Source organism: Streptosporangium longisporum, assembly GCF_039534895.1.
GTDB classification, from domain to species: Bacteria; Actinomycetota; Actinomycetes; order Streptosporangiales; family Streptosporangiaceae; genus Streptosporangium; species Streptosporangium longisporum.
In genome coordinates this window covers 1,542,443-1,567,978 of the sequence record NZ_BAAAWD010000006.1, presented here as the reverse complement: position 1 = coordinate 1,567,978, position 25,536 = coordinate 1,542,443, and the positions used below count along the sequence as shown (strand labels likewise).

The 25,536-nt window shown below is 71.4% G+C and carries 22 protein-coding genes, 1 tRNA gene and 1 pseudogene; 13 read left to right on the top strand and 11 right to left on the bottom strand.

The genetic code is table 11. The annotated features are described in order from the left end of the window. Positions 1–174 precede the first annotated feature (174 nt). The 11 genes from dnaN to ABD832_RS11275 all read left to right on the top strand — a co-directional run bounded on the left by dnaN (position 175) and on the right by ABD832_RS11275 (position 11,925). Positions 175–1,314, top strand: coding sequence for a DNA polymerase III subunit beta (gene dnaN / locus ABD832_RS11325; protein ID WP_344892385.1), 1,140 nt, complete (start codon positions 175–177; stop codon positions 1,312–1,314). Next, positions 1,314–2,153 carry a 3-keto-5-aminohexanoate cleavage protein gene (locus ABD832_RS11320; RefSeq protein ID WP_344892382.1) on the top strand — a complete coding sequence of 280 codons (840 nt, stop codon included), beginning with the start codon at positions 1,314–1,316 and terminating at the stop codon, positions 2,151–2,153. Before dnaN ends, ABD832_RS11320 begins: the two co-directional genes overlap by 1 nt. A gap of 26 nt (positions 2,154–2,179) precedes the next feature. Beyond that, positions 2,180–3,124, top strand: a complete 945-nt coding sequence (gene gnd / locus ABD832_RS11315; protein ID WP_344892378.1) for a phosphogluconate dehydrogenase (NAD(+)-dependent, decarboxylating) — start codon at positions 2,180–2,182, stop codon at positions 3,122–3,124. A 124-nt stretch (positions 3,125–3,248) separates the two neighbouring features. Next, the gene (recF, locus tag ABD832_RS11310; RefSeq protein WP_344892375.1) at positions 3,249–4,424 is read left to right on the top strand and encodes a DNA replication/repair protein RecF; all 1,176 of its coding nucleotides are present in this window, start codon (positions 3,249–3,251) and stop codon (positions 4,422–4,424) included. Further along, positions 4,414–5,052 carry a DciA family protein gene (locus ABD832_RS11305; RefSeq protein WP_344892373.1) on the top strand — a complete coding sequence of 213 codons (639 nt, stop codon included), beginning with the start codon at positions 4,414–4,416 and terminating at the stop codon, positions 5,050–5,052. The genes recF and ABD832_RS11305 overlap by 11 nt, the downstream gene beginning before the upstream one ends. A 321-nt stretch (positions 5,053–5,373) precedes the next feature. Further along, on the top strand, positions 5,374–7,317 hold the full coding sequence (gene gyrB / locus ABD832_RS11300) for a DNA topoisomerase (ATP-hydrolyzing) subunit B (protein WP_344892370.1): 1,944 nt from the start codon (positions 5,374–5,376) through the stop codon (positions 7,315–7,317). A 31-nt stretch (positions 7,318–7,348) separates the two neighbouring features. Beyond that, positions 7,349–9,925 (top strand): DNA gyrase subunit A, encoded by a 2,577-nt coding sequence (gene gyrA / locus ABD832_RS11295; protein WP_344892367.1) that lies wholly within the window; start codon positions 7,349–7,351, stop codon positions 9,923–9,925. Next, positions 9,922–10,821, top strand: coding sequence for a DUF3566 domain-containing protein (locus ABD832_RS11290; RefSeq protein ID WP_344892364.1), 900 nt, complete (start codon positions 9,922–9,924; stop codon positions 10,819–10,821). Before gyrA ends, ABD832_RS11290 begins: the two co-directional genes overlap by 4 nt. A 246-nt stretch (positions 10,822–11,067) precedes the next feature. Beyond that, positions 11,068–11,141 (top strand) — tRNA-Ile (locus tag ABD832_RS11285). 355 nt (positions 11,142–11,496) lie between these two features. Then, a complete protein-coding gene (locus tag ABD832_RS11280) occupies positions 11,497–11,688 on the top strand; it encodes a hypothetical protein (RefSeq protein ID WP_344892360.1) in 192 nt (63 codons plus the stop codon). A gap of 15 nt (positions 11,689–11,703) precedes the next feature. After that, positions 11,704–11,925 carry a hypothetical protein gene (locus tag ABD832_RS11275; protein WP_344892357.1) on the top strand — a complete coding sequence of 74 codons (222 nt, stop codon included), beginning with the start codon at positions 11,704–11,706 and terminating at the stop codon, positions 11,923–11,925. 403 nt (positions 11,926–12,328) lie between these two features. Here the strand turns inward: ABD832_RS11275 and ABD832_RS11270 are convergent, their stop codons facing one another. Together ABD832_RS11270 and ABD832_RS11265 are read right to left on the bottom strand one after the other, a co-directional pair. Beyond that, complete coding sequence (locus ABD832_RS11270) at positions 12,329–14,170, bottom strand: CDGSH iron-sulfur domain-containing protein (RefSeq protein ID WP_344892354.1); 1,842 nt, start codon at positions 14,168–14,170, stop codon at positions 12,329–12,331. Further along, positions 14,167–14,472 (bottom strand): antibiotic biosynthesis monooxygenase family protein, encoded by a 306-nt coding sequence (locus tag ABD832_RS11265; protein WP_344892351.1) that lies wholly within the window; start codon positions 14,470–14,472, stop codon positions 14,167–14,169. The genes ABD832_RS11270 and ABD832_RS11265 overlap by 4 nt, the downstream gene beginning before the upstream one ends. A 64-nt stretch (positions 14,473–14,536) precedes the next feature. On the opposite strand from ABD832_RS11265, the gene ABD832_RS11260 reads away from it, so the two are divergent. Next, positions 14,537–15,148 (top strand): TetR/AcrR family transcriptional regulator, encoded by a 612-nt coding sequence (locus ABD832_RS11260; RefSeq protein WP_344892348.1) that lies wholly within the window; start codon positions 14,537–14,539, stop codon positions 15,146–15,148. Positions 15,149–15,286: 138 nt separating this feature from the next. Here the strand turns inward: ABD832_RS11260 and ABD832_RS11255 are convergent, their stop codons facing one another. From ABD832_RS11255 to ABD832_RS11240, 4 genes and pseudogenes are all read right to left on the bottom strand, one after another. Beyond that, positions 15,287–15,844, bottom strand: coding sequence for a cysteine hydrolase family protein (locus ABD832_RS11255; RefSeq protein ID WP_344892345.1), 558 nt, complete (start codon positions 15,842–15,844; stop codon positions 15,287–15,289). A gap of 74 nt (positions 15,845–15,918) precedes the next feature. Next, positions 15,919–16,617, bottom strand: a complete 699-nt coding sequence (locus tag ABD832_RS11250) for an alpha/beta hydrolase (protein WP_344892342.1) — start codon at positions 16,615–16,617, stop codon at positions 15,919–15,921. Positions 16,618–16,935: 318 nt separating this feature from the next. Next, positions 16,936–17,466, bottom strand: coding sequence for a nuclear transport factor 2 family protein (locus ABD832_RS11245; protein ID WP_344892339.1), 531 nt, complete (start codon positions 17,464–17,466; stop codon positions 16,936–16,938). Between the two features lie 88 nt (positions 17,467–17,554). Next, positions 17,555–17,845: pseudogene (locus ABD832_RS11240) on the bottom strand (sigma factor); the annotation flags it as partial. A 232-nt stretch (positions 17,846–18,077) separates the two neighbouring features. Here ABD832_RS11240 and ABD832_RS11235 point away from each other — a divergent pair. Then, positions 18,078–18,206 carry a hypothetical protein gene (locus ABD832_RS11235; protein WP_344892336.1) on the top strand — a complete coding sequence of 43 codons (129 nt, stop codon included), beginning with the start codon at positions 18,078–18,080 and terminating at the stop codon, positions 18,204–18,206. Between the two features lie 136 nt (positions 18,207–18,342). On the opposite strand, the gene ABD832_RS11230 is transcribed toward ABD832_RS11235, so the two are convergent. The 5 genes from ABD832_RS11230 to ABD832_RS11210 form a co-directional block, all read right to left on the bottom strand. Continuing rightward, positions 18,343–20,928, bottom strand: coding sequence for an ABC transporter substrate-binding protein (locus ABD832_RS11230; RefSeq protein ID WP_344892333.1), 2,586 nt, complete (start codon positions 20,926–20,928; stop codon positions 18,343–18,345). A gap of 688 nt (positions 20,929–21,616) precedes the next feature. Continuing rightward, positions 21,617–22,516 carry a manganese catalase gene (locus ABD832_RS11225; protein ID WP_344892330.1) on the bottom strand — a complete coding sequence of 300 codons (900 nt, stop codon included), beginning with the start codon at positions 22,514–22,516 and terminating at the stop codon, positions 21,617–21,619. Positions 22,517–22,900: 384 nt separating this feature from the next. Then, positions 22,901–23,443, bottom strand: coding sequence for a cysteine hydrolase family protein (locus ABD832_RS11220; RefSeq protein WP_344892327.1), 543 nt, complete (start codon positions 23,441–23,443; stop codon positions 22,901–22,903). 65 nt (positions 23,444–23,508) lie between these two features. Then, positions 23,509–23,799: a helix-turn-helix domain-containing protein gene (locus ABD832_RS11215; RefSeq protein WP_344893435.1), complete on the bottom strand. Its 291-nt coding sequence runs from the start codon at positions 23,797–23,799 to the stop codon at positions 23,509–23,511. A 957-nt stretch (positions 23,800–24,756) separates the two neighbouring features. Beyond that, complete coding sequence (locus ABD832_RS11210) at positions 24,757–25,086, bottom strand: putative quinol monooxygenase (RefSeq protein WP_344892325.1); 330 nt, start codon at positions 25,084–25,086, stop codon at positions 24,757–24,759. Positions 25,087–25,536: the final 450 nt, after the last annotated feature.

The following is a 25,536-nucleotide window of genomic DNA, read 5'->3' as shown; positions in this document are numbered from 1 at the left end:
TGTATCTCTAACTAGGAAACCCAAGAGCCATAAGAGGGTTCCGGGAGAGTTCAGGTGCGCGACAGTGAACACTCGAACCCCAGGCACCGAGAACCCAGACGGACCCCGGCACCGGGCGCACGACGCCCGGCACCCGGTCCGACACACAGCTCGACACACAGGAGGCGGATCCACGTGATGTTCCGGGTCGATCGCGACGTGCTCGCCGAGGCGGTGGCGTGGACCGCGCGCAGCCTGCCGGCACGCCCCTCCGTGCCGGTGCTCGCCGGCATGCGTCTCGAGGTCACCGAGACCGGCCAGCTGAAGCTCTCCGGTTTCGACTACGAGGTCTCCGCCGAGGTGACGCTCGAACTGCAGACCGGGGAACCGGGCGTGGTGCTCGTCTCCGGCAGGCTGCTGGCCGAGATCACCAGGGCCCTTCCCGCACAGCCTGTGGACGTCGTGGTGGAGGGCGCCAAGGCGGTGGTCACCTGTGGAAGCTCCAGGTTCACCCTGCTGACCATGCCCGTGGAGGACTACCCCTCGCTGCCGACGATGCCCCCGGCCGCGGGCCGGGTGGGCAGCGACGTCTTCGCCTCGGCCGTCGGCCAGGTGGCGGTGGCCGCGGGCAAGGACGACACCCTGCCGATGCTCACCGGCGTGCGGGTGGAGATCGAGGGCGACACGGTCACGCTCGCCGCGACCGACCGCTACCGCCTGGCGGTGCGGGAGCTGAAGTGGCAGCCGGGCCAGCCCGACTTCTCGGCGATCGCGATGATCCCGGGCAGGACGCTCGCCGACACGGCCAAGGCCCTGGGCGGCACCGGCGCCGAGGTGGAGATCGCGCTGAGCTCGGCCGGCGGCACCGGTGAGGGCATGATCGGCTTCTCCAGCGCGGGACGCCGTACCACCACCCGGTTGCTCGACCCCGAGTTCCCCAAGTACCGCTCGCTGCTGCCCACCGAGTTCTCGGCCCGCGCGCAGCTGCCCACGGCCGCCTTCGTCGAGGCGGTCAAGCGGGTGGCCCTGGTCGCCGAGCGCAACACCCCGGTCCGGCTGGCCTTCCGCGGCGACGAGGTCGTCCTGGAGGCCGGCAGCGGCGACGAGGCCCAGGCGGTCGAGGTGCTGCCGGTGGAGTTCGAGGGCGACGACATCAACATCGCCTTCAACCACCAGTTCCTGCTGGAGGGGCTGGGCGCGATCGACTCGGACGTGGCACGGCTGCAGATGACCACCTCCACCAAGCCCGCCATCCTCACCGGCGGCAAGCCCGCCGACGACGACGGCGTCCCCGACTACCGCTACCTGATCATGCCGATCCGGCTGTCCAGCTGATGACGGAAGCCCCCGCGCCCGGCCCCGGCCGCCCCGCGGGCGGCGACCAGGCGGGCCCGGACGCGTCCCCGGGCCGCGGGGAACGTTCCGCCGCGGCGCCGGCATGGCTCAAGGCGTGCCTGAACGGCTCCAGGAGGCCCGGTGAGCACCCCGCCCTCCCCGTGACCCCCCTGCAGCTCGCTGAGGCGGCCCGTGAGGCGCGTGGGGCGGGTGCGGACGCCGTGCACGTCCACCCCCGCGACGAGGCGGGCAGCGAGTCGCTCAGCGCCTCGCACATCGGCGCCGCGGTCCGCGCGATCCGCGCGGCCTGCCCGGGACTCCCGGTCGGGGTGAGCACCGGCCTGTGGATGACCGGCGGGGACGCCGGCGCCCGCCGGGCGGCGATCCGGGGCTGGGAGGCGCTCGACGCCTCCGGCCTGCCCGACTTCGCCTCGGTCAACCTCGCCGAACCCGGCTTCGCCGACCTGTGGAAGGATCTGCGGCGGCTCGGGGTCGAGGTGGAGGCCGGGGTGTGGACACCGGAGGGCGCCGAGGCGCTCGCCGCCACCGGCCTCGAGTGCGCGCGGGTGCTCGTCGAGATCATCGGCGGACAGGCCGGCACCGCCCTGGCGCGGGCGCACGCCGTCCTGGACCGCCTCGACGGGCTCGGCGTCCCCGGTCCGAGGCTCCTGCACGGAGAGGAGGAGCCGACCTGGATTCTCCTGGACGAGGCGGGGCAGCTTGGACTGGCCACGCGCATCGGCCTGGAGGACGTCCTCCACGGTCCGCAGGGTGACCCGGTGGACGGGAACACCGAGCTGGTGAGGCTCGCGCGGGCGCGTCTGGCAGTAGGTGGATGACCGAAGACCCTGAAGGGGGTGCTCGTATGCAGATCGGCATGGTCGGACTGGGCAAGATGGGCGGCAAGATGGCCGAGCGGTTGCGCCGCGGCGGTCACGACGTCGTCGGGTACGACCGCGATCCCGCGGTAAGCGACGTCTCCAGCCTGGAAGAGCTCGCCGAGCGGCTCCAGGCGCCGCGGGCGGTGTGGGTCATGGTGCCCTCCGGCGAGCCGACCAGGGCGACGATCGAGGCGCTCGCCGGCGTGCTGTCGCCCGGCGACCTGATCGTCGACGGCGGCAACTCGCACTACGTGGACGACCAGAGGCACGGCGCCGAGCTGAGCGCCAAGGGCATCGGTTTCGTCGACTGCGGCGTGAGCGGCGGCGTGTGGGGGCTGGAGAACGGCTACGCGCTCATGGTCGGCGGCGAGCCGGCCGAGGTCGAGCGGGTGATGCCGATCTTCCAGACCCTCAAGCCCGAGGGTGAGGACGGCTTCGTGCACGCCGGCAGCATCGGCGCCGGCCACTTCGCCAAGATGGTCCACAACGGCATCGAGTACGGCATGATGCAGGCCTTCGCCGAGGGCTGGGAGCTGCTGGAGGCCTCCGACATCGTCAAGGACGTGCCCGGCGCGTTCAAGAGCTGGCGCCAGGGCACGGTCATCCGCTCCTGGCTGCTCGACCTGATGGTCCGGGCGCTGGAGGAGGACCCCGACCTGGAGCGCCTGGAGGGCTACGCCCAGGACTCCGGAGAGGGCCGCTGGACGGTCAAGGCGGCCGTCGACCTGGCCGTCCCGCTGCCGGTGATCACCGCGGCCCTGTACGCGAGGTTCGCCTCCCGCCAGGACGACTCGCCCGCCATGAAGGTCGTCGCCGCCCTGCGCAACCAGTTCGGCGGCCACGCCGTCACCTCCCGGGCGGGCTCGGTCGAGAAGGGCGCCGACTCCCCCGGTGCCGACGTCGCCCCGCCCCCCGAGGCCACCGGCTGAGACGTGCCGGTACGGCCCGCGCCACGCCCGCCGAGGGCCGCACGCGGGCCGTACGGGGGACCTGCCGTGCCGGAGGGGGGCCGGAACGCCCCGCCGGACGGTGGGGACGACTAATCTTCCTGGGGTGCATGTCGCCCATCTCTCCCTGACCGACTTCCGGTCCTACGAAACCGTCGATCTCGGCATGGAGCCGGGGATCACGGCCTTCGTCGGGCCCAACGGCATGGGCAAGACCAACCTCGTCGAGGCGCTGGGGTACGTGGCGACGCAGGCGAGCCACCGGGTCGCAAGCGACGGGCCGCTGGTCCGCCAGGGCGCGGCGCGCGCAATCGTCCGCTCGGTCGTGGTGCGCGACGACCGGCGCGCGCTGATCGAGCTGGAGATCAACCCCGGCAGGGCCAACCGCGCCAGGCTGAACCGCTCCCCCGTCCCGCGCCCGCGCGAGGTCGTCGGCCTGCTGCGCACCGTGCTGTTCGCCCCCGAGGACCTCGCCATGGTCAAGGGCGACCCCTCCGAGCGCCGGCGCTTCCTGGACGACCTCCTGGTGGCCAGGACGCCCAGGTTCGCCGGGGTGCGCGCCGACTACGACCGGGTGCTCAGGCAGCGCGGCGCCCTGCTGCGCACCGCCGCGCAGGCCCGCCGGGGGCGCGGCCGGAGCACGCGCCGGGCCGAGAGCGACACGGCGTTCGCCGAGGCCGGCGCCGGGGACCCGCTGAGCACCCTGGAGGTCTGGGACTCCCACCTGGCCGAGCACGGCGCCGAGCTGCTCGCCGCCCGGCTGGAGCTGGTCGAGACGCTGCGCCCGCTGGTCGCCGCCTCCTACGCCCGCCTGGCGCCCGACTCCGCCGCCGCGGACCTGGAGTACCGCGGCACCCTGGCCGCGGGCTCCGGCACCGACCGCGCCAAGCTCGCCGAGCTGCTGCGGTCGGCCCTGCTGGAGGTCCGCGCCTCCGAGCTCGAACGCGGGGTGACCCTCGTCGGGCCGCACCGCGACGACCTGTTCCTGGGCCTGGGAGAGCTGCCCGCGCGCGGCTACGCCAGCCACGGCGAGTCGTGGTCGTTCGCGCTGGCGCTCAGGCTGGCCGCCTACGACCTGCTCAGGGCCGACGGCGGCGACCCGGTCCTGATCCTGGACGACGTCTTCGCCGAGCTGGACAACAGGCGCAGGCGCCGCCTTGCCGAGATGGTCGCCCCCGCCGAGCAGGTGCTGATCACCGCCGCGGTCCCCGACGACGTGCCGGTGGAGCTGGTCGGGGGGCGCTTCGACGTGACGGAGGGGGGCGTGGCCCGTGTCCGGTGACGACCCGGCCGCCCCGGCCGCGGGTCCCGCGTCCGGGCCCTCGGCCTCCGGGACGAAGGGGGGCGGCGCGGGCGTCCCGGCGGCCGCCGGGACGGGCGGGGAGCGTACCGGGGGCGACGGGGTGGCGCCGGGGTCGGCGAAGAGCGCGGCCGCCCGCGGGGCGGCGATGGCCAGGGAGAAGCTGGCCCAGGCCAAGGCGGACGCGGCCAAGCGGGGGCAGCTGCCCCGCCGCGAGCCCCGGCGCAGGGCCTCGGGGGCACGCAGGGACGCCGGCGACCCGCAGCTGTTCGGGCGGGCCATCGCCGACCTGCTGGCCGACCGGGGCTGGGAGCAGCCCGTCGCGGTCGGCGGGGTGTTCGGACGCTGGCAGGAGATCGTCGGCGCGGACATGGCCGCCCACACCAGGCCGGAGACCTTCGCCGAGGGCGAGGTGGTCGTGGTCGCCGACTCCACGGCCTGGGCCACCCAGGTCCGCATGCTGGCGCCGACCCTGGTGAGAAGGCTGAACGAGGAGCTCGGGGACGGCACGGTGCAGCGCGTCAAGGTCCGCGGGCCGCAGAACGGGCCCCGCCGCAACGGGGGCCTGCGCGTCACCGGAAGCCGAGGCCCGGGCGACACCTACGGGTGACCCGCCGGGCGTTCCTGCGGGGCGATCCGCCGCCCTGGAACGGATCAGCGGGCCCTCTGGCGCGACGGACCCCGTCCGCGTAGGGGGATGTTCACGATGATGATCGTCGCGCGACAGGCCATTCCAGAGGCCGTCAATGCCACAGGATGTGCTCTGAGCCGCTAGAATGAAATCGAATTCCGGACACGTCCGTTTGCGTGTCACCCCCGGCGTCCTTGCCGGTTCCCCTGGGTGAGCGCATCGGGGCATTCACGACGGTGACGGGCACGGCGGGGCTACACGTTCTCCCTGCCGCGTGTCCGCGGCAGGAGGATTTCGCACTTGTCCTACGACGCTAGCTCAATCACCGTTCTCGAAGGGCTCGAGGCGGTCCGCAAACGCCCCGGCATGTACATCGGCTCCACCGGAGAACGCGGTCTGCACCACCTCGTCTACGAGGTCGTGGACAACTCCGTGGACGAGGCCCTGGCCGGTCACGCCGACCGGATCGAGGTGACCCTGCTCGCCGACAACGGCGTCCGGGTCGTCGACAACGGCCGTGGCATCCCGGTCGGCAACGTCCCCGGCGAGAACCGTCCCGCGGTCGAGGTCGTGCTGACCGTGCTGCACGCGGGCGGCAAGTTCGACGACAAGTCCTACGCCGTCTCCGGCGGCCTGCACGGCGTGGGCGTCTCCGTGGTCAACGCGCTGTCCAGCAGGCTGGAGGTGGAGGTCCGCACGGAGGGCCACTGCTGGCGGCAGACCTACGTCGACACCCGGCCGACGGCTCCCCTGGTCAAGGGCGAGAAGACCGACGAGACCGGCACCTCGATCACCTTCTGGGCCGACGAGACGATCTTCGAGACCACCACCTGGCACTTCGAGACGCTCTCGCGCCGCTTCCAGGAGATGGCCTTCCTCAACAAGGGCCTGACGATCTCCATCAGGGACGAGCGGCCCGACTTCGTCAACGGCGAGCCCAACGAGGTCGTCTACCAGTACGAGGGCGGCCTGTCCGACTTCGTCCAGCACCTGAACTCCAAGAAGGAACCCGCGCACGTCTCGGTGATCGACTTCGAGGAGCAGGGCGAGGGCATCGCGGTGGAGATCGCGATGCAGTGGAACAACTCCTACAGCGAGTCGGTCTACACCTTCGCCAACACGATCAACACCGCCGAGGGCGGCACCCACGAGGAGGGCTTCCGCGCGGCCCTGACGTCCATCGTCAACCGCTACGCGCGCGAGCAGAAGTTCCTCAAGGAGGGCAAGGACGACAACCTCGCCGGTGAGGACATCCGCGAGGGCCTGACCGCGATCATCTCGGTGAAGCTGGCCGACCCCCAGTTCGAGGGCCAGACCAAGACCAAGCTGGGCAACACCGAGGCCAAGTCGTTCGTCCAGAAGGCGTGCAACGACCACCTGCGCGACTGGTTCGAGCGCAACCCCGGCGAGGCCAAGGACATCATCACCAAGTCCCTGCAGGCCTCCCGCGCCCGTCTGGCGGCCCGCCAGGCCCGCGACCTGACCCGGCGCAAGTCGCTGCTGGAGTCGGGCTCCGGCCTGCCCGGCAAGCTGGCCGACTGCCAGTGGAGCGACCCGGAGAAGTGCGAGCTGTACATCGTCGAGGGTGACTCGGCGGGCGGCTCGGCCAAGGGCGGCCGCGACTCCAAGTTCCAGGCGATCCTCCCGATCCGCGGCAAGATCCTCAACGTCGAGAAGGCCCGGATCGACAGGGTCCTGCAGAACAACGAGGTCCAGGCGCTGATCACCGCCATGGGCACGGGCGTGCACGACGAGTTCGACATCGCCAAGCTCCGCTACCACAAGCTGATCCTGATGGCGGACGCCGACGTCGACGGCCAGCACATCACGACGCTGCTGCTGACCCTGCTGTTCCGGTTCATGCGCCCGCTGATCGAGGCCGGGCACGTGTACCTCTCCCAGCCCCCGCTCTACAAGATCAAGTGGGACCGGAAGGGCGACGACGCCTCCTACGCCTACTCCGACCGGGAGCGCGACGCGGTCATCCAGGCCGGTATCGAGGCGGGCAAGCCCGACCCGAGGCCCCGTGACAACGTGCAGCGCTTCAAGGGTCTGGGCGAGATGAACGCCTCCCAGCTCTGGGAGACGACCATGAACCCCGACACCCGACTGCTCCTCCAGGTCACCCTCGACGACGCGGCCCAGGCCGACGAGCTGTTCAGCGTGCTCATGGGTGAGGACGTCGAAGCCCGTCGCTCCTTCATCATTAGGAATGCCCGGGACGTCCGTTTCCTCGACGTGTAGCGGTAGCCGTACCAGAAAAGGATCTTGACCTGTGACGGAAGTCAACACTCCGCCCGGCCCTCCGGTGGACCGCATCGAGCCGGTCGACATCCAGTCCGAGATGCAGCGCAGCTACATGGACTACGCGATGTCGGTCATCGTCTCGCGAGCGCTGCCGGACGTCCGCGACGGCCTCAAGCCGGTGCACCGCCGCGTGCTGTACGCCATGTACGACGGCGGCTACCGGCCCGACCGCGGCTACTTCAAGTGCTCCCGCGTCGTCGGCGACGTCATGGGCTCCTACCACCCGCACGGCGACTCGCCGATCTACGCGACCGTGGTGCGGATGGCCCAGCCCTGGTCGCTGCGCTACCCGCTGGTCGACGGGCAGGGCAACTTCGGCTCCCCGGGCAACGACCCGCCGGCGGCGATGCGCTACACCGAGTGCAAGCTCGCGCCCATCGCCATGGAGATGCTGCGCGACATCGACAAGGACACCGTCGATCTCGTCCCCAACTACGACGGGCGCTCCCAGGAGCCGACCGTCCTGCCCTCGCGCTTCCCCAACCTGCTGGTCAACGGGGCGACGGGCATCGCGGTCGGCATGGCCACCAACATCCCGTCGCACAACCTGCGGGAGGTGGCCTCCGGCATCACCTGGTGCCTACAGAACCCCGACGTGACCGACGAGGAGCTGCTCGAGGCGCTGATCGCCCGGGTCAAGGGCCCCGACTTCCCGACCGGCGCGCTGATCGTCGGCCGCCGCGGCATCGACGACGCCTACCGCACCGGCCGCGGCTCGATCACCATGCGGGCGATCGTCGAGGTCGAGGAGGACGCCAAGGGCCGTCAGTGCCTGGTCGTCACCGAGCTGCCCTACCAGGTCAACCCGGACAACCTCGCGCTGACCATCGCCGAGGCCGTCAAGGAGGGCCGGATCACCGGCATCGCCGACGTCCGCGACGAGAGCTCCTCGCGCGTCGGCCAGCGCCTGGTGATCGTGCTCAAGCGCGACGCGGTCGCCAAGGTGGTGCTGAACAACCTCTACAAGCACACCCAGCTGCAGACCACCTTCGGCGCCAACATGCTGGCCCTGGTCGACGGCGTGCCGCGCACGCTCAGGCTCGACCAGTTCGTCAAGCACTACGTGGCGCACCAGATCGAGGTCGTGGTCCGCCGGACCCGCTACCTGCTGCGCAAGGCCGAGGAGCGGGCGCACATCCTGCGCGCGCTGCTCAAGGCCCTGGAGCGGATGGACGAGGTCATCGCGCTGATCCGGCGCTCGCCCTCGGCCTCGGCGGCCCAGGGCGGCCTGATGACGCTGCTGGAGATCGACGAGATCCAGGCGCAGGCCATCCTGGACATGCAGCTGCGCAAGCTGGCCGCCCTGGAGCGCCAGCAGATCACCGACGAGTACGACGTGCTGATGGCGCACATCACCGACTACCAGGCCATCCTCGCCTCGCCCGAGCGGCAGCGCACGATCATCCAGGACGAGCTCGCCGAGCTGGTCGGACGCTACGGCGACGAGCGCCGGACGGAGATCATCGCCTACGAGGGCGACATGTCCATCGAGGACCTCCTCGCCGAGGAGGACATGGTCGTCACGATCACCCGCGGCGGCTACGCCAAGCGCACCAACACCGACCTGTACCGGGCGCAGAAGCGCGGCGGCAAGGGCGTGCGGGGTGCGCAGCTGCGCCAGGACGACATCGTCGACCACTTCTTCGTCACCACCACGCACCACTGGCTGCTGTTCTTCACGAACAAGGGCCGCGTCTACCGGGTCAAGGCCTACGAGCTGCCCGACTCCGGACGCGACGCGCGCGGCCAGCACCTGGCGAACCTGCTGGCCATGCAGCCGGACGAGATCGTCATGGAGGTCCTGGACCTGCGCGACTACGAGGTCGCCCCGTACCTCGTGCTCGCCACCCGCAGCGGCCTGGTGAAGAAGACGCGCCTTTCCGAGTACGACTCGCCGCGCACCGGTGGCCTCATCGCGATCAATTTGCGCGAGGATGACGAGGTGATCGCAGCCAGGTTGGTGTCGGAGGAGGACGACCTCCTCCTCGTCTCGCGCGGTGCCCAGTCGATCCGCTTCACGGCCTCGGACGAGGCCCTGCGGCCGATGGGCCGGGCGACCAGCGGTGTGATCGGCATGCGCTTCCTCGACGGCGACGAGCTCCTGTCGATGAACCGCATCGCCGACGGCGACGACGTGCTCGTCGCGACCGAGGGCGGGTACGCCAAGCGCACCCCCGCGGACCAGTACCCCGTCCAGGGACGCGGCGGGAAGGGCGTCCTGACCGCCAAGATCGTCAGTGCCCGTGGCAAGCTTGTGGGTGCGGTCATGGTGAGGCCCGAGGACGAGGTCTTCGCGATCACGTCCGCCGGAGGCGTCATCCGGACCAGTGCCGGAGAGATCAAGCAGTCCGGCCGCCAGACGATGGGGGTTCGGCTGATGAATCTCGCGGAGGGGGACAGCGTCGTGGCGCTGGCCCGTAACGCCGAGGCCATGGAGAACGGCGAGGACGGCATCGGGATCGTCGAGGCGCCACAGGACGGCGCGACCGCGGAGTCCGCTGAGCTCGCGGAGCTCGCGGAACCCGGGGAAGGGGACAACCCGTGAGCGCTCAGGGAAAGCCGGGCTCACGTCCCGCCGCATCACGACGCGACCAGGCGATGGAGAAGATGGACAAGACCGCCGAAGCCGGTGACGTCGAGACGGCCTCCCCGCAGGCCAACGGCGGTTCGCCCGCACCGGGAACCGAGGAGCCGTCAGCCGACGCCAAGGGCAGGAAGAAGGTGTCGGCGGCCGACGACGGCAAGCAGGCCGAGACCACGGTGCGGATCCGTCCCGGATCCTCGCCCTCGTCCCCGCCCGCGTCCGCGCCTTCGTCCTCGTCCGGGCAGCCGGTCCGGCCGTCCGGGCAGCCGCCCAGGCCGTCCGGACCGGGCGGCCCGCCGCCGCGGTCGTCGGCGCAGCCGTCCGCACCCTCCCAGCCCTCTGCCGCACCGCCGTCCTCCTCGCCCCAGCAGGCAGGGCAGCAGAACCAGAACCGGGCGGCCTGGTCGCCGGGGGGCATGTCCTCCTCGCCCTCACCGGACGGGTCCGGCCGCAAGGCCGGTGACGCTCCGGCTCCGAGGGCGCCCCGCAAGGCACACCTGGTGCTGCGCAGGATCGAGCCGTGGTCGGCCATGAAGTTCAGCTTCGTGGTGTCGCTGGTCTGCTTCGTGGTGCTGTTCATCGCCGTCGCGGTGCTCTACATGGTGCTGTCCGGCCTGGGGGTGTTCGAGAACATCATCCAGCTGGTCAACCAGCTCACCGTCGCCGACGGCAAGTCCACCAGCGGCATCGACGTGGCCTCCTGGTTCGAGCCGGTCCGCATCCTGGGCTACACCGCCCTGATCGGCGCGGTCAACGTGGTGCTCATCACCGCCCTCTCCACCCTCGGAGCGGTGATCTACAACGTCGCCTCCGACCTGGTCGGCGGCGTCGAGGTCACCTTCAGCGAGGCCGAGTAGCCGTTCCCCGCCTCTCCCCGGCCCTGACGGCCGGGGAGAGGACGGTGATCCCGCCCCGGGCACGCCGGGAGTCCCGGGCACGCCGGAAGCGCGCCGCCGGCACGGCGGACCTCAGGGCGGACGCCGGAGGCGGTACGGCGAAAAGCATGGCGCAAGCAGGTGCCGAAACAGGGTAAGCTTTTCCCTGTTCGAACGGACGGGTTCGCCTCCACCAGATGGACGCGGGGCCGTTCACGTGTGTGATGCGGGGCTATAGCTCAGACGGTTAGAGCGCTTCCCTGATAAGGAAGAGGTCCCAGGTTCAAGTCCTGGTAGCCCCACCCAGCTCAGAGGCCATTTCCCGGTTCGGGAAGTGGCCTTTTTCGATCTTCCGGATGACCAAGGTCCCTGGTTTCGCCGGGGAAGGTCATGTCCATCGCCTCCGCCGCTCGTGCCCGGCGGCAGCGTGGTCACCGCGGGCACCGTTCCGCCGCCCTCCGTCGAGCGGCCGGCCGCTTCCGTCCCGGGCCCGTCCGGGTTCCGACACCGGTGTCCCTCCGCCCGCTACCGAAAAGATCAACTTTGCCGTCAAGGAGGTGGACACCTCACCTCGGACCGTCGATTCAGCGTGACTGGTTTGCCGGGTGTCCGCTCGGGGAGGGCAGCCCTCGCAGCCATGGTTGGGAGAGGAGCCTCATGACACAGCCACAGCAGCCGGAACTCCGGCGATCCGGCAAGGGCGGCAGCAGTGACGAGGAACTGGACGTCGTGCCGGAGTCGCCGAGCAATCACGCGGGCGGGCAACCGCACGGCACCGACAAAGGCAGCAAGGGCGGCGGGGAAGGGGGAGGAGTTCCTCCCGAGCAGCAATCGCCGTACCCGTCCTGACGACGAGGAGACCTCATGACCAGTCAGCCTGGAAACGACGGCGACCCGATCGAGCGCGGCGGAAGCGAAGAGGCGACCGGCACGCCGCTGACCCCGACGGAGGTGGAGACGTCCAGGCGTCCCGCGGGCGCCACGCCCGGCGTCACACCCGCCGGACCGGAGGCGTCCGAAGGGCAGGCAGAAAGCGACGCGGAGTTCGAGCGGCGCAAGGAGCTCAACCCGGACGACTTCGAGTAACGCGGGCAGCGCGGTCGGTGCGTGATCGCCGTGCTCGGCCGCGGCCCTGACCGCGGACACCTCGGACCGGCACGTGGGGCACCACGGTGCCCGGACCCGGAAGACCACCGGCCTGCCCGTCGGACCCGTGCCGTCGAAGGAGTCACCGCGGTCCTTGCGGTGAACGCCGACGACGCCGGGACGGCGGTCGCGGACCGCCCGAAAGCGCCGTGGCTCGCCGCGGCCGAAGTGGTCACGCCGTCGCGTGGCCGGACCGGAACCACGCCCGGCTGCGTCGCGGGATCACCCGAGCAGCCGGGCGAACGGGTCCGGGAGCCGTGTGGCACCCACCTGAGAACCCGTTCGACCGGCGCGGGGCCGACCGGAACGATCGGGAACGGCCGGGTCTACGTCCTTGGTCCGCTCACTCCGGGGTGCCCTCGGCGACCCACCGGGCGAAGACGTCGACGCGATCGGCAGGCCAGGGGGCGTCGCACGGCATGTCGCCCCGGCGAAGGCGTACCAGGATGGCCTCGGCGTGCCGGGTGACGTCGGTGTGGGACCACAGGTCGAAGGCGGAGCTCATCGACCTGCGGTCGGTCTCGCGGAACAGCGGCCTGATGTGCGCGGCGAAACCGAGGGGTTCGCCGGTGCCGGGCAGGTCGGCCGCGGGTTCCTCCGCCACCGGGGCCAGGGCGGAGACGCGGGAGCCGGGGGTGGCCGAGCACACCCACCACCAGCGGGGTACCGGCATGTGCGGTGGCGGGGCGGCGCCCGGCTGGGAGTTCTCGACCGCGATCCGGGAACCCCACTCCACGTAGGAGACGAAGGCCGCCCGGAACTCCGGGTCGGACGGCAGGCCCGCGTCGTCGGCGGCCCGTACGATGAGCTGGGCCCAGCGCGCGCGCCACTCCTCCGTCAGCGCCTTGCCCGCGTGCTCGGCGATCATGTGCTCGTAGCCGCCGTAGCGTTCCGTGTAGAGCCTCGGACCGCCGAAGGTCTCGCAGAGCCAGGCCGCCACGCGCTCGGGATGGTCGGGTGACATCCGGGAGAACAGCGGCGCGAGCAGCGGATCCTGCGGGACGTACGTGCCGTAGAAGATCTGCGTCATCCGGGTCAGCGCCGGCAGTCCCCCGGCCCATTCGTACAGCGTGGGGTTCTCGGAGAGCGGTGGGTCGGTGAAGCCGACATCGTGGTGCATGCCACTGCAGAACGGCTTGTTCCGGGACCGGCCGCACCGGCAGAGGCTGTAGTGCTCGGTCGAGGCACCGGCGTCACGCGGCTCGGGCCGGCCGTCGTCACCGGTCAGCGGGATGCCGCCGGTGACCCGGTAGGGGCCGTCCCTGGAGATCTCGACGGTCGTCTCGCGGCGCTGGGGGGCGGGTTCCTGCCCGTCGATCGCGTAGCCGAGCGCGCCGGAGGGGCAGGTGCGCACCGCTCGCACGATGTCGTCCATCCGGCCGCCGCTGGGCGCCACGAACGGTTCGCTCCCCTGCCGGAACACCGTCGGCAGCCGGTCGGTGCAGAACCCCGAGTGGGCGCACAGGCCACGGTCGTCCAGGACGGTGATCTGGACCCCCTCGTGGCTCTCCCGGTGACCGGGCACCCGCAGGGGGTCCTTGTCGCCGCTGAACCCGGTGCGCGCGTGGCTGCCGTCGCACAGCGGTTTCATCGCCGAGGCCCCGCACCGGCACAGCGCCATCTGGGGCAGGACCGTGATCGGCTCGCCCAGCCAGTCGGTGATCCGCGAGGGGTTGGTGACCAGGTACGGCCCGTCGGCCGCGACCTGGATCTGCGGTGTCAGGGCGGCCTGGATCTCCCGTAGCTCGGCGACCCGTGCCGCCCTGGTCCCGGTGTCGTCGGTGAACAGCCAGGCCAGATGCTGCAGCGCGGCCGTCGCCTCCTGGACGCCGGTCGGCAGGCCGGGCAAGGTGCGCAGCCGGGTGGCGTCCACGGCCAGCCGCCACAGGCGCTCTCCCGGCGTCCCGGGCTCCGGTTCCGTCTCACGCCCGTCGTCCTCGCCACCCGGTGCCCCGGGCTCATGCCCGTCGTCCTCGCCGCCCAGGTGGGCGAGTGCCTCGGACAGCGGCCGGACGACCGAGTCGCCCAGCGGTTCGGCGCTCTCCTCGGCGGTCATGAGACGGGTCAGGTCCCGGTCGAGCAGGCGGGCGCGCCCCAGTAGCGCCCGTAGTTCCGTGATCGCCGCCTGCGCCGCCTGCGCCGACGGCCGCGTAGGCCGCGTCGGGCCCGCCGGTGATCCGGTCATCGGGCCGTGCCGCTCTGGCGGACGACGTAGTGCTTCATCTCCTGGATCTGCGGGATGAACGGCCGTACGGCGGCGAGGAAGACGCGGAAACCGGGGCTGCCGCGGAAGCCCTGTTCGTGGCCCTCCACCGAGTCCCACTCGATCCGCACCACGTAGTTCTCGGGTTCCTCGACGCCTCGGGCGATCTCGTAGGCCAGGCAGTGCGGGTCGGCGTCCAGGACGGGGGAGGCGGCCCGGTAGGCCCGCTCGAACTCGTCGGCCTGGGAAGACGGAACGGTATAACGGATGTACTCGATGACCACGGCCACCATCCTCGACTCGAATGTGATTAATCAATACAATACAGTATTGGATTGGAGCGTCGATGTGAGTCAGAAGCAGGGCCGGGCTCGTGACAGCGCGATTGACGACCGGGTCCTCGCCGTCGCGGCCAGGCATCTCTCCCGGTACGGGTACGCGGCCATGTCCCTGTCGGCGGTCGCGGAGGAGGCCGGCACCACCCGCCAGGCCCTGTACCGGCGCTGGCCGGGCAAGGCCGACCTGGCCGCCGCGGTGATCGCGACGCTGGAGGACGAGGAGGACCGGGACTCACCGGCCACCGACCCGTTCACCGCGCTGGTGGCCGAACTGGCCGACTTCCAGCGCGGGGTGTCCATGCCCGGGAGGCTGTCGCTGGTGGGCACCATGCTCCAGGACACCACCGACCCCGATGTCCGCGCCCGCTACCGCGCCCGTGTGGTCGCCCCCCGGCGCGCCAGGCTCCTGGCCGTCCTGGAGACCGCGCGGCGGCTCGGGCGCATCGACGCCGAGGCCGACCTGGAGGTCGCCCTCACCATGTGCACCGGCTCCTGGTACGGCCGCGAGCTCGCCGGAGCCCCCCTGCCCCCGCGCTGGCCGGAGCGGACGGCCGCGCTGGTGTGGCGGGCGCTCGGCGGCCGGGTTCCGGCCGACCGGCACGATGCCGCCGGGGACGCCTGAGCCGTCCCCGGCGGCACCTTCCCGGAGCGTTCCCGAGCATCCCCGGAGTGCCCCGGTGCGGAGAGCCCGGGGGCGGGAGCCTGAGGGGCGAGGGGCTCCGGACGAGAGCCTTAGGACGAGAGCCTCCGGACGAGATCCTCAGGGCGTGCCGAAGTCGACGTTCGCGGTCGTGACGGTCCCGGCCGTCCGCCCGGGCGCCGTCTCGTAGGTCCAGTACAGGTTCGTGTGCGCGATGACCTTCTCCGGGGGCGGCGCCCCCCACTCCGTCTGGTCCTCGGTCGTGTGGGCGTCACTGACCAGGGTGGTGTCGTACCCCCGGACGAGCGCGCCGTGCAGCGTCGCGCGGACGCACTGGTCGGTCTGCGCGCCGGTGACGACGAGCCGCCCGACGCCGAGGTCCGACAGCACCGTCTCCAGGGTCGTCTCCTCGAAGGAGTCGCCGTAGTGCTTCTCGACGACCGGCTCGGTCTCGTCCGGAGCCAGCTCGGGGACGATCCCCCACCCCTGGCTCCCCCTTTCGAGGTCCTCGTCGGAGTGCTGGACCCAGACGACCGGGACCTGTTCGCGCCGCGCCTTCTCGACGAGGCCGCCGATGTTCGCCACGACCGTGTCGCGCTCGTGACCGTTCTCGACGACGGCGTTCTGCACGTCGACGACGAGCAGGGCGGTGTTCGGCCGGTTCTTCAGCGTGGTCATACTCTCCCTTTTGTGGCGACGAAGACATGTGTCCAGGGTCACAGTAGGCATAGCCACCGACAGAGCGACACCGGTTATCGCCCCGGGCCCGATGCCGTACCGGGGCGCGTGTACGCCTCCAGCCGGTCGGCCAGTTCGCGGGGGCGGGCGAGGGCGACGGCGTGTCCCCCGTCCATCTCGTCGGGGACGATGCCCAGGCGCTCGCGGACGACGCGGCGGGTGAACTCCGCCGGGAAGAACCGGTCGTCGCGGCAGAGCAGGAACCGCGTCGGTACGGCCGGCCAGGAGGTGAGCGGCCAGGGCTCGGTGAACGGGGTCGCGGACTGGTCGCGGCCCCTGCGCCCGGCCTCAGCCGCCAGGGCGGGCGGGACGTCGTGCAGGAACAGGGCGATGTCGTCGTCCGGGGCCCTGCCGTCGCGCTCGTCCCGTTCGCGCCGCGCCCGCTCCCAGCCGGTCGCGGCCCACCAGTCCCCGGCCGTCTCGCCCGGTGAGGGGATCATCGCCGTCAGCAGCACCAGCAGCTCGACCGGCACCCGCTCGCACACCAGCGGCGCGGTGAACCCGCCGAGGGACTGCGCGACCACGACGAGACCGGTGCGGTCGCCCACGGCCTCGACCACCGCGTCCGCGTACTCGGACAGCCCGGCCGAGTCGTCGTCACACGGCAGGTCGGGCGCGACCACGTCGTGGCCGCGCGCCCGCAGCTCGGCCTCCAGCAGATGCCAGTACCACGAACCGGACGCGGCGCCGTGGATCAGTACGTAGGTGGTCATGCGGGATTCCTCCTCGTCGGCCGCGCTCGTCGCGACCCGCACCGTCGAGACGGCCGGACACCGGAAAAGGGGTCACCGGTACGGTGGGCCGGTGCGTCGCCCAGCCGGACACGGGATCACCGGTGACTCCCCCACGAACGGCGGCCGGACACGAGAACGCCGACCCCGGACGCCCGGACGCCCCGACGCCTGGACGCCTGGACGCCTGGACGCGGGACCGTGGAGCACGGACGGCCCGACGCGGGATCGGCGATCACGGGCGGCGGCCGGACGCGCGACCGTCGAGCACGGGCGTTCGGACGCGGGAATCGCCGACGATCAGAGCGATGTCGCCGGCAGCCCGAACGCGGCGAACAGGTGCGGCTCGAAGACGGTGATCTCCACGATCCTCCCGTCCTCGATCCGCAGCACGTCGATCACCTGGGCCCGGTACTCGCGGGCCCCCGGCGGCCTGACGTACCCCGCCACGGCAGGTTGCCGGTTCGCCCGGGTGGGCACGCTCCGCCACCGCCCCCCGTACAGCGGAGAGCCGGGTCCGAAGGCGTCCGCGGCGAAGGCCGTGACCGCCTCGCGCCCGGCGAACCAGAACGGAAGGGGAGGCATCGTCATCCGCACGTCCTCGTGGAGCAGCCGGGCGAGCGCGGAGGCGTCGGCCCGCTCGTGGGCCTGCATGAAGCGCCGCAGGAGCTCCCGTTCCCCCGCGCTCGGGGTCGTGGACGGCGCCCAGTCCAGGCGGCGTTCCGGCAGGTGCGTCCGCAGCGTCGACCGTGCCCGCCGCAGGGCGCTCTTGACCGAGTCGACGCTCGTTCCCAGCAGCGCGGCGGTCTCCTTGGCGGGCCAGCCGAGCACGTCCCGCAGGATCAGCGCCGCCCGCTGGCCGGGGGGGCAGGTGCTGGAGGGCGGCGAGGAAGGCCAGCTCGATGGTCTCCCTGCCCACCACGGTCGCGTCCGGTTCGGCGCCGGGCGCGAGGGGTTCCAGCAACCGGTCCGGGTAGGGCTGGAGCCAGGGGATCCCGGCCGGCATGGTCGGCGCGTCCGTTTCCCGGGGCACCTCGCGCGGTTGTGGACGGCGCGGATGCCGGTCGAGGAAGTCCAGGCACGCGTTCGTGGCGATCCGGTAGAGCCAGGCACGGACGGTGGAGCGGCCCTCGAAGGTGCCGCGTCCGCGCCAGGCCCGCAGGAACGTCTCCTGCACCAGGTCCTCGGACTCCTCCAGCGAGCCGAGCATCCGGTAGCAGTGCACCCGCAGCTCCCGCCGGTGGCGCCCGACCAGCTCGGCGAAGGCCGTCTCGTCGCCCGCCCGGACGGCGTCGGCGAGCGCTCCGTCCTCGTTCATGATCCCCCCGGTGTCCACGTCACTCGTCCCCGTTGGGACGGGCGAACGGTCGCGAAGGGGTCGGTCGTGCCCGGGTGAGGTCCGTGACGTCGAACCGTTCGGGGCGAGGATACGTGATGAGGGCATGAGACACCGGTTCGTCGCCGTCCCGGCCGCCGTCGTCGCCTTCTCGGTTGTCTCCCGGGCCCTGCCGGGTCCGGCCGTGGTGGCCGCCGTCCTCGTCGGATGGGGGACGCGGCGCCGCGGGCGGTGAGACGTCCCGGCCGGCCTCATCGGGGGTGCCGGCCGGGACTCTCGTGAACCACCGGGACCGTTGTGAACCAGCGAGCGGCGCTCCCCTTCACCGGTGAACCGTCGGAGGCCGGCCGGTCATCGGCGCTCCGGGCCGATCACCGGCACGCCACTCCCGCAGACGTGACCGTGCACCTGCCGTGGGACCGTATCCCCTCGGCCTGGCTCACCGAGAACAGCCAGAGCGACCGCGGCGTGGCGGTGTGGTCCGTGGCTCCGGGCTCGAACGAGAACGCTCCCGAGGCCCCGCTGAGCGGACTTCCCGCACGCAGACCGCGGAGGTTGTAGTGCACGCCCGCCGCGACGTCCAGCGTGCCCCCCGGGTGCCCGGGCTGCTGGCGCAGCAGTTCGTCCAGCGCGTACGTGACGGCCAGGAGCGCGTCGTAGGCGAGGCGTGCGTGGACGCGCGAGGTGACGGAGGCCGCCGCCTCGGGCAGCTCGCCGATCGCCTCGTCGATCGCGGCGTTGCCCGGGACGACCCGGCTGGAGATGTCGGTCAGCGAGACGAAGTTCATCCGAGGCCCCGGCCACCGGCTCAGCTCGGCGACCGCCACCGTCACCTCGTCCCCGGCCAGGATCTGCGTCGACGGGTCGCAGACCTTCTCGCCGTCGTCGAGGAGCGTGCCCAGGAACGTGGTGCGGCCGGTGTACACCAGGATCCGGGCACCGCTCCGGCAGGCGGCGTCCACCTGGGAGGACAGTTCGGTCCGGGTGGAGAAGGGCAGCGTCGCGGGCAGGTCCGGCATCTCCGCGCGCAGTCCCTGGATCAGGTCCGCGCTGTAGATGTCCTTTCCGTCCGGGCTCCGCTGCTCCAGCGTCGCCACCTTCGCGACCGGGACCGGTCCCGTCCCGCCCGGCAACCCGCGTGAGATCCACCACCGTATGGCCTTGGCCTGGGCGGAGTTGGGCGCCGCCATGCGGAAGAAGTAGGGCGAGGAGCGGCCGCCGTTCACCCTCGGGGTGCCGTCCGCGCTGTTGGTGGTGCTCAGTATGGGGAGCTGGGCACGGCCCAGGATCCTGATGGCCTCCTGCGTCTCCCTCCTGCTCCAGGCCAGGCCGATCACGGCAGCGACGCCCCGGTCGTTCTCCGCCCGCTCCTCGACCACCTCGGCGGCGTAGGAGGCACTGCGGAAGTCCTGGCCGACGTTGACGAACTCGACCCGTACCTGCCAGTCACCGCTCTGCCGGTTGTACTGGCGCTGGCGGGCGTGCAACCCGGCCAGTTCACCGAGGACGCCGTTGAGCTGGTCACCGGCCTTCGTCCGGGGGTTCGTGGTCAGCGGCCCCATGAAGAAGACGGTCACGATCCGCTCGTGATCCTCGGGGATGCGGGAGTTCTCCTCCCGGATCTTCTCCAGGGCGGGCCGGACCAGCGGGTCGGGCCTCAACCTGCTGAGATCGTCGCTGAGACCGACACATTGCCCGAACTCCTCCCTCAGCCCGGCGCCGCATCCCAGGGCGGCGGCCCTGACGTAGGCCAGGGGAGCGACCATCAGGGAGAAGACCACCGCCCAGTAGATCCACGCGCGGGCCCTCACCGGCATCAGCCGGGGTCTGTACGACGCGGTCGGGAGGTCGTCCGTCGCCCGCAGCACCATGCCCAGGGACGGGACCCGGAGGTCACGCTGCCGCCGCCACTTCGCGGTGACGTCCTCGGACGACTCCACGGAGCCCTGGACGACCGGCCGCCTCTCCAGGGGGTCGGCCTGATCCGCGCTCACGATGACCATCAGCGGGACGAACCGTCCGGTCTCGTTGATCACGTCTTTCATGACGTCCAGGAACCGGTCGTTGGCGGACCCTGGTCCGCCCGCCTCCAGGACGAGCAGGCAGTACAGCCCCCGTCCCCAGCTGGGCCAGGGGATCGGCCATTTCCTGTACGCCTGCCGCAGGTCCTCGAACATCGCGTGGACCAGCAGCCGCTCGGCGTCCTCCTCCGGCGCCTGAGCCAACCGGAGCCCGTACGCCCACAGCTTCTCGAACGGCCTGCGGGTGATGTAGGGCTGTCTCTTGAACCAGCGGTTGAAGATCGATCCTCTGATCGAGAGCCATGCCTGCCCCACCGTGCCGATGACGGCCACCGCCGCCCCGGCGATCCACTGCACCAGGCCCACGACGTCGGTGATCCAACCGGCGCCCAGCGCGATCACTATTCCGGCGGGCACCCAGGTGGGAGCGGCCCTGGCGAAGAAGTCGGCCGACCGCAACACGGCCTTGCCGGTGCCCTGCGCCTGGTCCCACCGCCATTCCTTGAGCCGGTCCTTGAACATCTTCCGGCCCGCCCCGGAACGCGGATCCGGCGGCCACGGCTCGCCGTTGGTGTCGCCCCAGTCGGAAGGTCTTCTGTCTCGCTGGGCCAGTGCCCAGAGCACGAACTGGACGAGCGGGAACCGCGGTGCCGGGAGAAAGGAGCCGCTGACCGGTTCCCCCAGCCGCCCGCCCTCGTCGGCGAGCATCTCGATCAGCTGGCGGAGGGTCCTGTCGCCCGAGGCGGGGACGCGGGCGAACGGGAGGTGCTCCTCGAAGGGCTCGGTCAACCATCGCGCGGCCTCTGTCCCGGCCCCGTCCGGTCCGGCGACCACGACCACCGGCAGTGGGGGATCCTTCCGCCAGAACGCGGGTCTTCGGAGCAGTCGCTCCAGCGCTTCGCGTGACCGGTGCTGCTTTCTTCCGAAATCGGCCACGGGGCTCCTCGGGACCTGTATCACTCGATCAAGTCATCACTCCATACATACCGCGCACCATTTGGTGAAAAGAAAATCCAAGAAACACGAAACCGTATTGAAATATCGGAAACGAGACGTCGGTCTTTCGGGTCTGCGGCAGCACGTTCCCGAAAAGGGGGAGCGCCGGCCGCGAGGTCCCCGATCGAGGCGAGGAACGCGACCGGCTTTCCCGTCCCGTGAGCGCCGGGGGGGAACGCCGACGACGATCAGCCGATGATCGGCGTCGGGACCCGCCGGATCGCGGGATGACGTGCGAGGGGGGGGCGGGGTGCCCGGAACGGGCAGGCAGGGCGCCGGGAAGTCGAGGGGAGCAGGGGGCGGGGAGGAGGTCGCGAGGGCTGTGGAAGGGCGGGACGGTTCCCGGGAGGGAGCCGGGGGCGGGGGGGAGACGGGGAGGGGGCGCCACCGTGACCTCCCGGTCGGACGGGTGCCACGGTGGCATCCCCTCCCCGCACTCGTCCGGCGCGAGCGTGAAAGCGGCCTGCCCTCGGCGGTCGCTGCGGGGAGACCGCCGAGGGCAGGCCGATCGACCCGGCCCGACCCGACCCGGCCCGACCCGACGCGGCCCGACCCGGCCCGGTCGAGGCCAGGCCAGGCCGGGGTCAGGCAGACCAGGTCGGCCGAGGTCGGGCCAGGCCCGACCACGTCAGGTCAGCTTGTCCTTGAGCTTGCCCAACGGGCCGGCCTCGGTGCCGAAGGCGGGGCCGCTCGGCGCGCCCATGCTGCCGTCGTAGGTGGCGTAGAGCAGCGGGTCGGGCGGCGGCGCGGTGCCGGGACCGCCGAGCGGCTGAGGGTCGAGGAGGTAGGAGAACTCGTGCCGTCCGTCCGGCATCAGGCCGGACGCCCAGCCTCCCTGCGTGCCCTCGGTCCCCTCCGACAGGTCCCAGATCGCCGAGGCGTGCTCGGCGTACTCCTCGTCGAGCAGCGCGTTCGGGACGACGACGTCCTCCAGGCCGTCGGCCTGGAGCTCCTCGATGGCCTTCAGCCACATGTTCTGGTGCAGGGTGTCGCGGGCCAGGTTGAACCTGAGCATGTCGCGGACGCCGGGGTCGTCGGTCATGTTGTAGAGCCGCGCGGTCTGCAGGCGGCCCTGTGCCTCGGCCGCGACGTTGGCGTGGAAGTCGGCCAGCAGGTTGCCGCTCGCCACGATGAAGCGGGCGTTCCACGGGTAACCGTTGCTGTCGGCCAGCAGGGGGCCGCCACCGGCCACGATGACCTGCTGCGGGTCCATCCCGCCCAGCACGGCGCCGACCACCGGATCGGCGGCGGCCATCTTCGTGGTCGCGGTGGCGGGCGCCCCCTCCAGAAGACGAGCGATCATGGTGGCGATCATCTCGACGTGACCGATCTCCTCGGTCGCGACGTCCATGATCAGATCCTTGTACTTACCGGGCATCCGGCAGTTCCAGCCCTGGAACAGGTACTGCATGGTGACGGTCATCTCGCCGTAGGCGCCACCGAGCAGCTCCTGGAGTTTGTGGGCGTAGACCGGGTCGGGCTTCTCGGGCTTGGCTTCGAACTGCAAGGGCTTGGTGTGCAGAAACATCAACCGCTCCTCGTGTCGGACTCTGGACCAGAGCCCGCGGAGCCATATGCCACCTTCCGGCGCAGAGCTGACCCCGCTGATGGATCTGATGGGGGTCGTCCAGAAATTCCAACAGCTCCGTCGCCGGGGAAGGTGGAGTAACACGCCCGTACATCCCACCGACTGCTTAAAGTTCCTCCCATACGGATGATCTCCCTCATATGCGGAGATACGTTCAGCCTTCTCGTACGTGCCGCCTGCTCGCCATGAGGAGGCCGCGGCCCCCGAGCCCCGCGGCCCGCGTTCCACGGCCTGGGCCCGGCCTTCCGGGCCAGGGGCCGGGCCCACCCTGGTCCGGACGCGTCTTGGTCCGGGCCCGCCCCGGTCCGGACGCGGCGGCCCGGCTCAGACGTCCAGGCAGCTCTCGGCGGGCAGGAGCTCGGCGCTCATGTTGCGCTCCATCATCCGCATCGACGCCTCGGCCAGGTCGGAGTGGATGTGGGCCACGCAGTCGCGGGCCACCCGCAGGGAGAACTCGCGGACGTAGGCGTCCAGCGCGCTGTAGAGCACGCACTGCTCGGTCACCTGACCGGCCAGCACGACGGTGTCGATCCCCTCGCTGCGCAACAGGTAGTCCAGCGGCGTGCCGTAGAACGCGCTGTGGCGCACCTTGGGCATGAACGGGGAGTCGGACGGCGCGAGCACCGGCTCGACCAGGTCGGGGCGCCTGCCGTCGAGCGCGCGCCGCTGCAACTCCTCGCGACCGGCGGTGAAGTCCCCGTGATTGTCGTTGACGAATATCAGCCGAGCGTGGGAGCTCCGGTGGGCCCGCCGGATCAGGCCCGAGAGGGGCTCGACGATCTGCTCGACGCTCTTCTCCAGGAGATCTGCATCATCGTGGTCGTAAGGGTTCAGCATGTCGACCACTACCACGGCAATGTTCCTCATCCCGCCTCCCTGCCCCATGATGCCGATTTCATCGCGGGGAGGGAGGTAAAGGTGAGGGGTGACTCTCACTCCGTCGGGCGAGGCGTTCCGGTGCCCTGCTCCGCGCGGGACCGCTGGAGCTCGGTGTTGATGCGCAGCGCCTCGGCGAGCTGGTCTTCCAGGATGATGATGCGGCAGGCGGCCTCCAGGGGAGTGCCCTGGTCGACCAGTTCCCGGGCCCGGGAGGCCAGGCGCAACTGGTAGCGCGAGTAGCGGCGGTGCCCGCCCTCGGAACGCTGCGGTTCGATGAGGCGGGCCGTCCCCAGGCTGCGCAGGAAGGCCGGGGTCACTCCCACCAGCTCCGCGGCCCGGCCCATGCTGTAGGCGGGGTAGTCCTCGTCGTCGAGCTTGTCACCGGCTCCGGGGCCGGATGCCCGATCGGCCGTGTCGGCCGTGTCCTGCGAATCGGCCCTCGATCGGAGGGCCGGAACTATCGGCGCTTGATCCATACAACCTTCTCGAACGCGAACAGGGGCCCCGGTGCCATAGTGCACCGGGGCCCAAACGAGGTTCAACACCATCTACCGGCCGGTTGGCCGATCTACTGCCTCCGCGTGGTCCGCCCCGAAGGGCCGGAGACGCGGAAGTCGCGTGTGCGTGACCGTAGACCACCGTCCAATCCGTGGGACTGCGGCACCCGTGCGGTGAGAAACGACCGGCAACGGGCGATCCTGATGGCGTTCAACGCTCCCTTCTCTATCCCTGTCTCTCTGACCTCAGGTGATGCCTTGACAGCGCGTCCACGGCCAGGACCCTTTCACTGCGTCGGCCCCGGCACGTCCGACCTTCTGTCGTCCGACTGCTTCGTCCACGGCCAGGACCCCTTGACTGCGTCGGCCCTGGCACGTCCGACTTCTTCATCGTGCTTGGTCCACGGCCGGGACCCTTCTCACTGCGCGGCCCCGGCACGTCCGACCTTCTGTCCTGCACCTGCTTCGTCCACATCATCCACTTCGTCCGGGCAGTTCGTCGTGATGCTCGCGTACTGCTCTGCCCTGTGGATCCGTTCCTTGCGATGTCAGGAACTCTACTCCCGGCCGGGGGCAATGTCTACTCCGGCGACTACAGATTTTCGGTTCCCGGGACGGGAGGTCCGCGGAACGGCGACGCGGGACCGCCGACGGGCCGGAACGAAGGGGAAGAGGACCCCGCCCGTCGAGGCGCGGCCGGGGCGTCCCGCGCCGCGGGACGGACGGAACCGGGAGCCCGGCCCAGGGCGGGCTCGGCTCCCGCGGGTCTCCTCGAACCCGGCCCCCGGTGCGCGGCGGTCGCGTTCAGTCCCGGGTGGGGGACAGCTCCGCCATCCGCGACCATCCCTCGCCGGGCACCTCCACATTGATGATCTCCGGTGTCTCCGCGATCACTCCGGGCATCCAGGACATGGCGGTCCTGAAGTGCTCGGAGTTCACGTGCTCCTCGCCCGCGGCGGACGAGGCGAAGGCCTCCAGCAGGACGAAACGGTCGGGTGCGTCGACGCTCCTGGACCAGTCGAAGAAGAGGTTCCCGGGCTCCTGCCGGGTGGCCCGGGTGAAGTCCTCGACGAGCGAGAGCCACTCGTCGGCCCGCTCGGGACGCACGGTGAACCTGACCGCGATGAAGATCATGCTGTGCCCTCTCTCGCTCTGCCGGAGCCGGCGGCTGACACCGCCGCTTTTGTGCTGAAGGTGTACGGAAATCCCCGTGCCGTGTCGTACGAAACCCGTACACCCAGTGGCGTACGGAACCCCGCGGGTCCGGTGGCGTACGGAACCCCGTGGGGCCCGCGTCCGGAACTCCGTGGGCCCGTGCCGTGCCGTGCGGAGCGGGGACGGCCGGCCTCGTGGCCGCGCCGGCCCGGGCGGACACCGGGCCGCAGGGTCTCCGGCACGCCACACCGGCCCCTGCCGTCGTCCGGGCGGCATGTCCGCGCTCCCACGGGGAAGATCGGCACACGACGGACGGTGGCGGTCCGGACGGTACGCCGTGGCCGCCCGGCATCGTCCCCGGACCGGCGGGTCCACGGAGAGGAGCGTCCGGGAACCGTCAGCCGTGAACCGTCGCCCGAACCGCCGTAC

What these genes read in the sequence shown, in the direction of transcription:
- ABD832_RS11320 (WP_344892382.1), top strand. Translation starts at nt 1,314, where the DNA reads ATGACGGAAGCCCCCGCGCCCGGCCCCGGCCGCCCCGCGGGCGGCGAC.
- gnd (WP_344892378.1), top strand. Translation starts at nt 2,180, where the DNA reads ATGCAGATCGGCATGGTCGGACTGGGCAAGATGGGCGGCAAGATGGCC.
- ABD832_RS11280 (WP_344892360.1), top strand. Translation starts at nt 11,497, where the DNA reads ATGACACAGCCACAGCAGCCGGAACTCCGGCGATCCGGCAAGGGCGGC.
- ABD832_RS11275 (WP_344892357.1), top strand. Translation starts at nt 11,704, where the DNA reads ATGACCAGTCAGCCTGGAAACGACGGCGACCCGATCGAGCGCGGCGGA.
- ABD832_RS11270 (WP_344892354.1), bottom strand. Translation starts at nt 14,170, where the DNA reads ATGACCGGATCACCGGCGGGCCCGACGCGGCCTACGCGGCCGTCGGCG.
- ABD832_RS11255 (WP_344892345.1), bottom strand. Translation starts at nt 15,844, where the DNA reads ATGACCACGCTGAAGAACCGGCCGAACACCGCCCTGCTCGTCGTCGAC.
- ABD832_RS11250 (WP_344892342.1), bottom strand. Translation starts at nt 16,617, where the DNA reads ATGACCACCTACGTACTGATCCACGGCGCCGCGTCCGGTTCGTGGTAC.
- ABD832_RS11235 (WP_344892336.1), top strand. Translation starts at nt 18,078, where the DNA reads ATGAGACACCGGTTCGTCGCCGTCCCGGCCGCCGTCGTCGCCTTCTCG.
- ABD832_RS11225 (WP_344892330.1), bottom strand. Translation starts at nt 22,516, where the DNA reads ATGTTTCTGCACACCAAGCCCTTGCAGTTCGAAGCCAAGCCCGAGAAG.
- ABD832_RS11220 (WP_344892327.1), bottom strand. Translation starts at nt 23,443, where the DNA reads ATGAGGAACATTGCCGTGGTAGTGGTCGACATGCTGAACCCTTACGAC.
- ABD832_RS11215 (WP_344893435.1), bottom strand. Translation starts at nt 23,799, where the DNA reads ATGGGCCGGGCCGCGGAGCTGGTGGGAGTGACCCCGGCCTTCCTGCGC.
- ABD832_RS11210 (WP_344892325.1), bottom strand. Translation starts at nt 25,086, where the DNA reads ATGATCTTCATCGCGGTCAGGTTCACCGTGCGTCCCGAGCGGGCCGAC.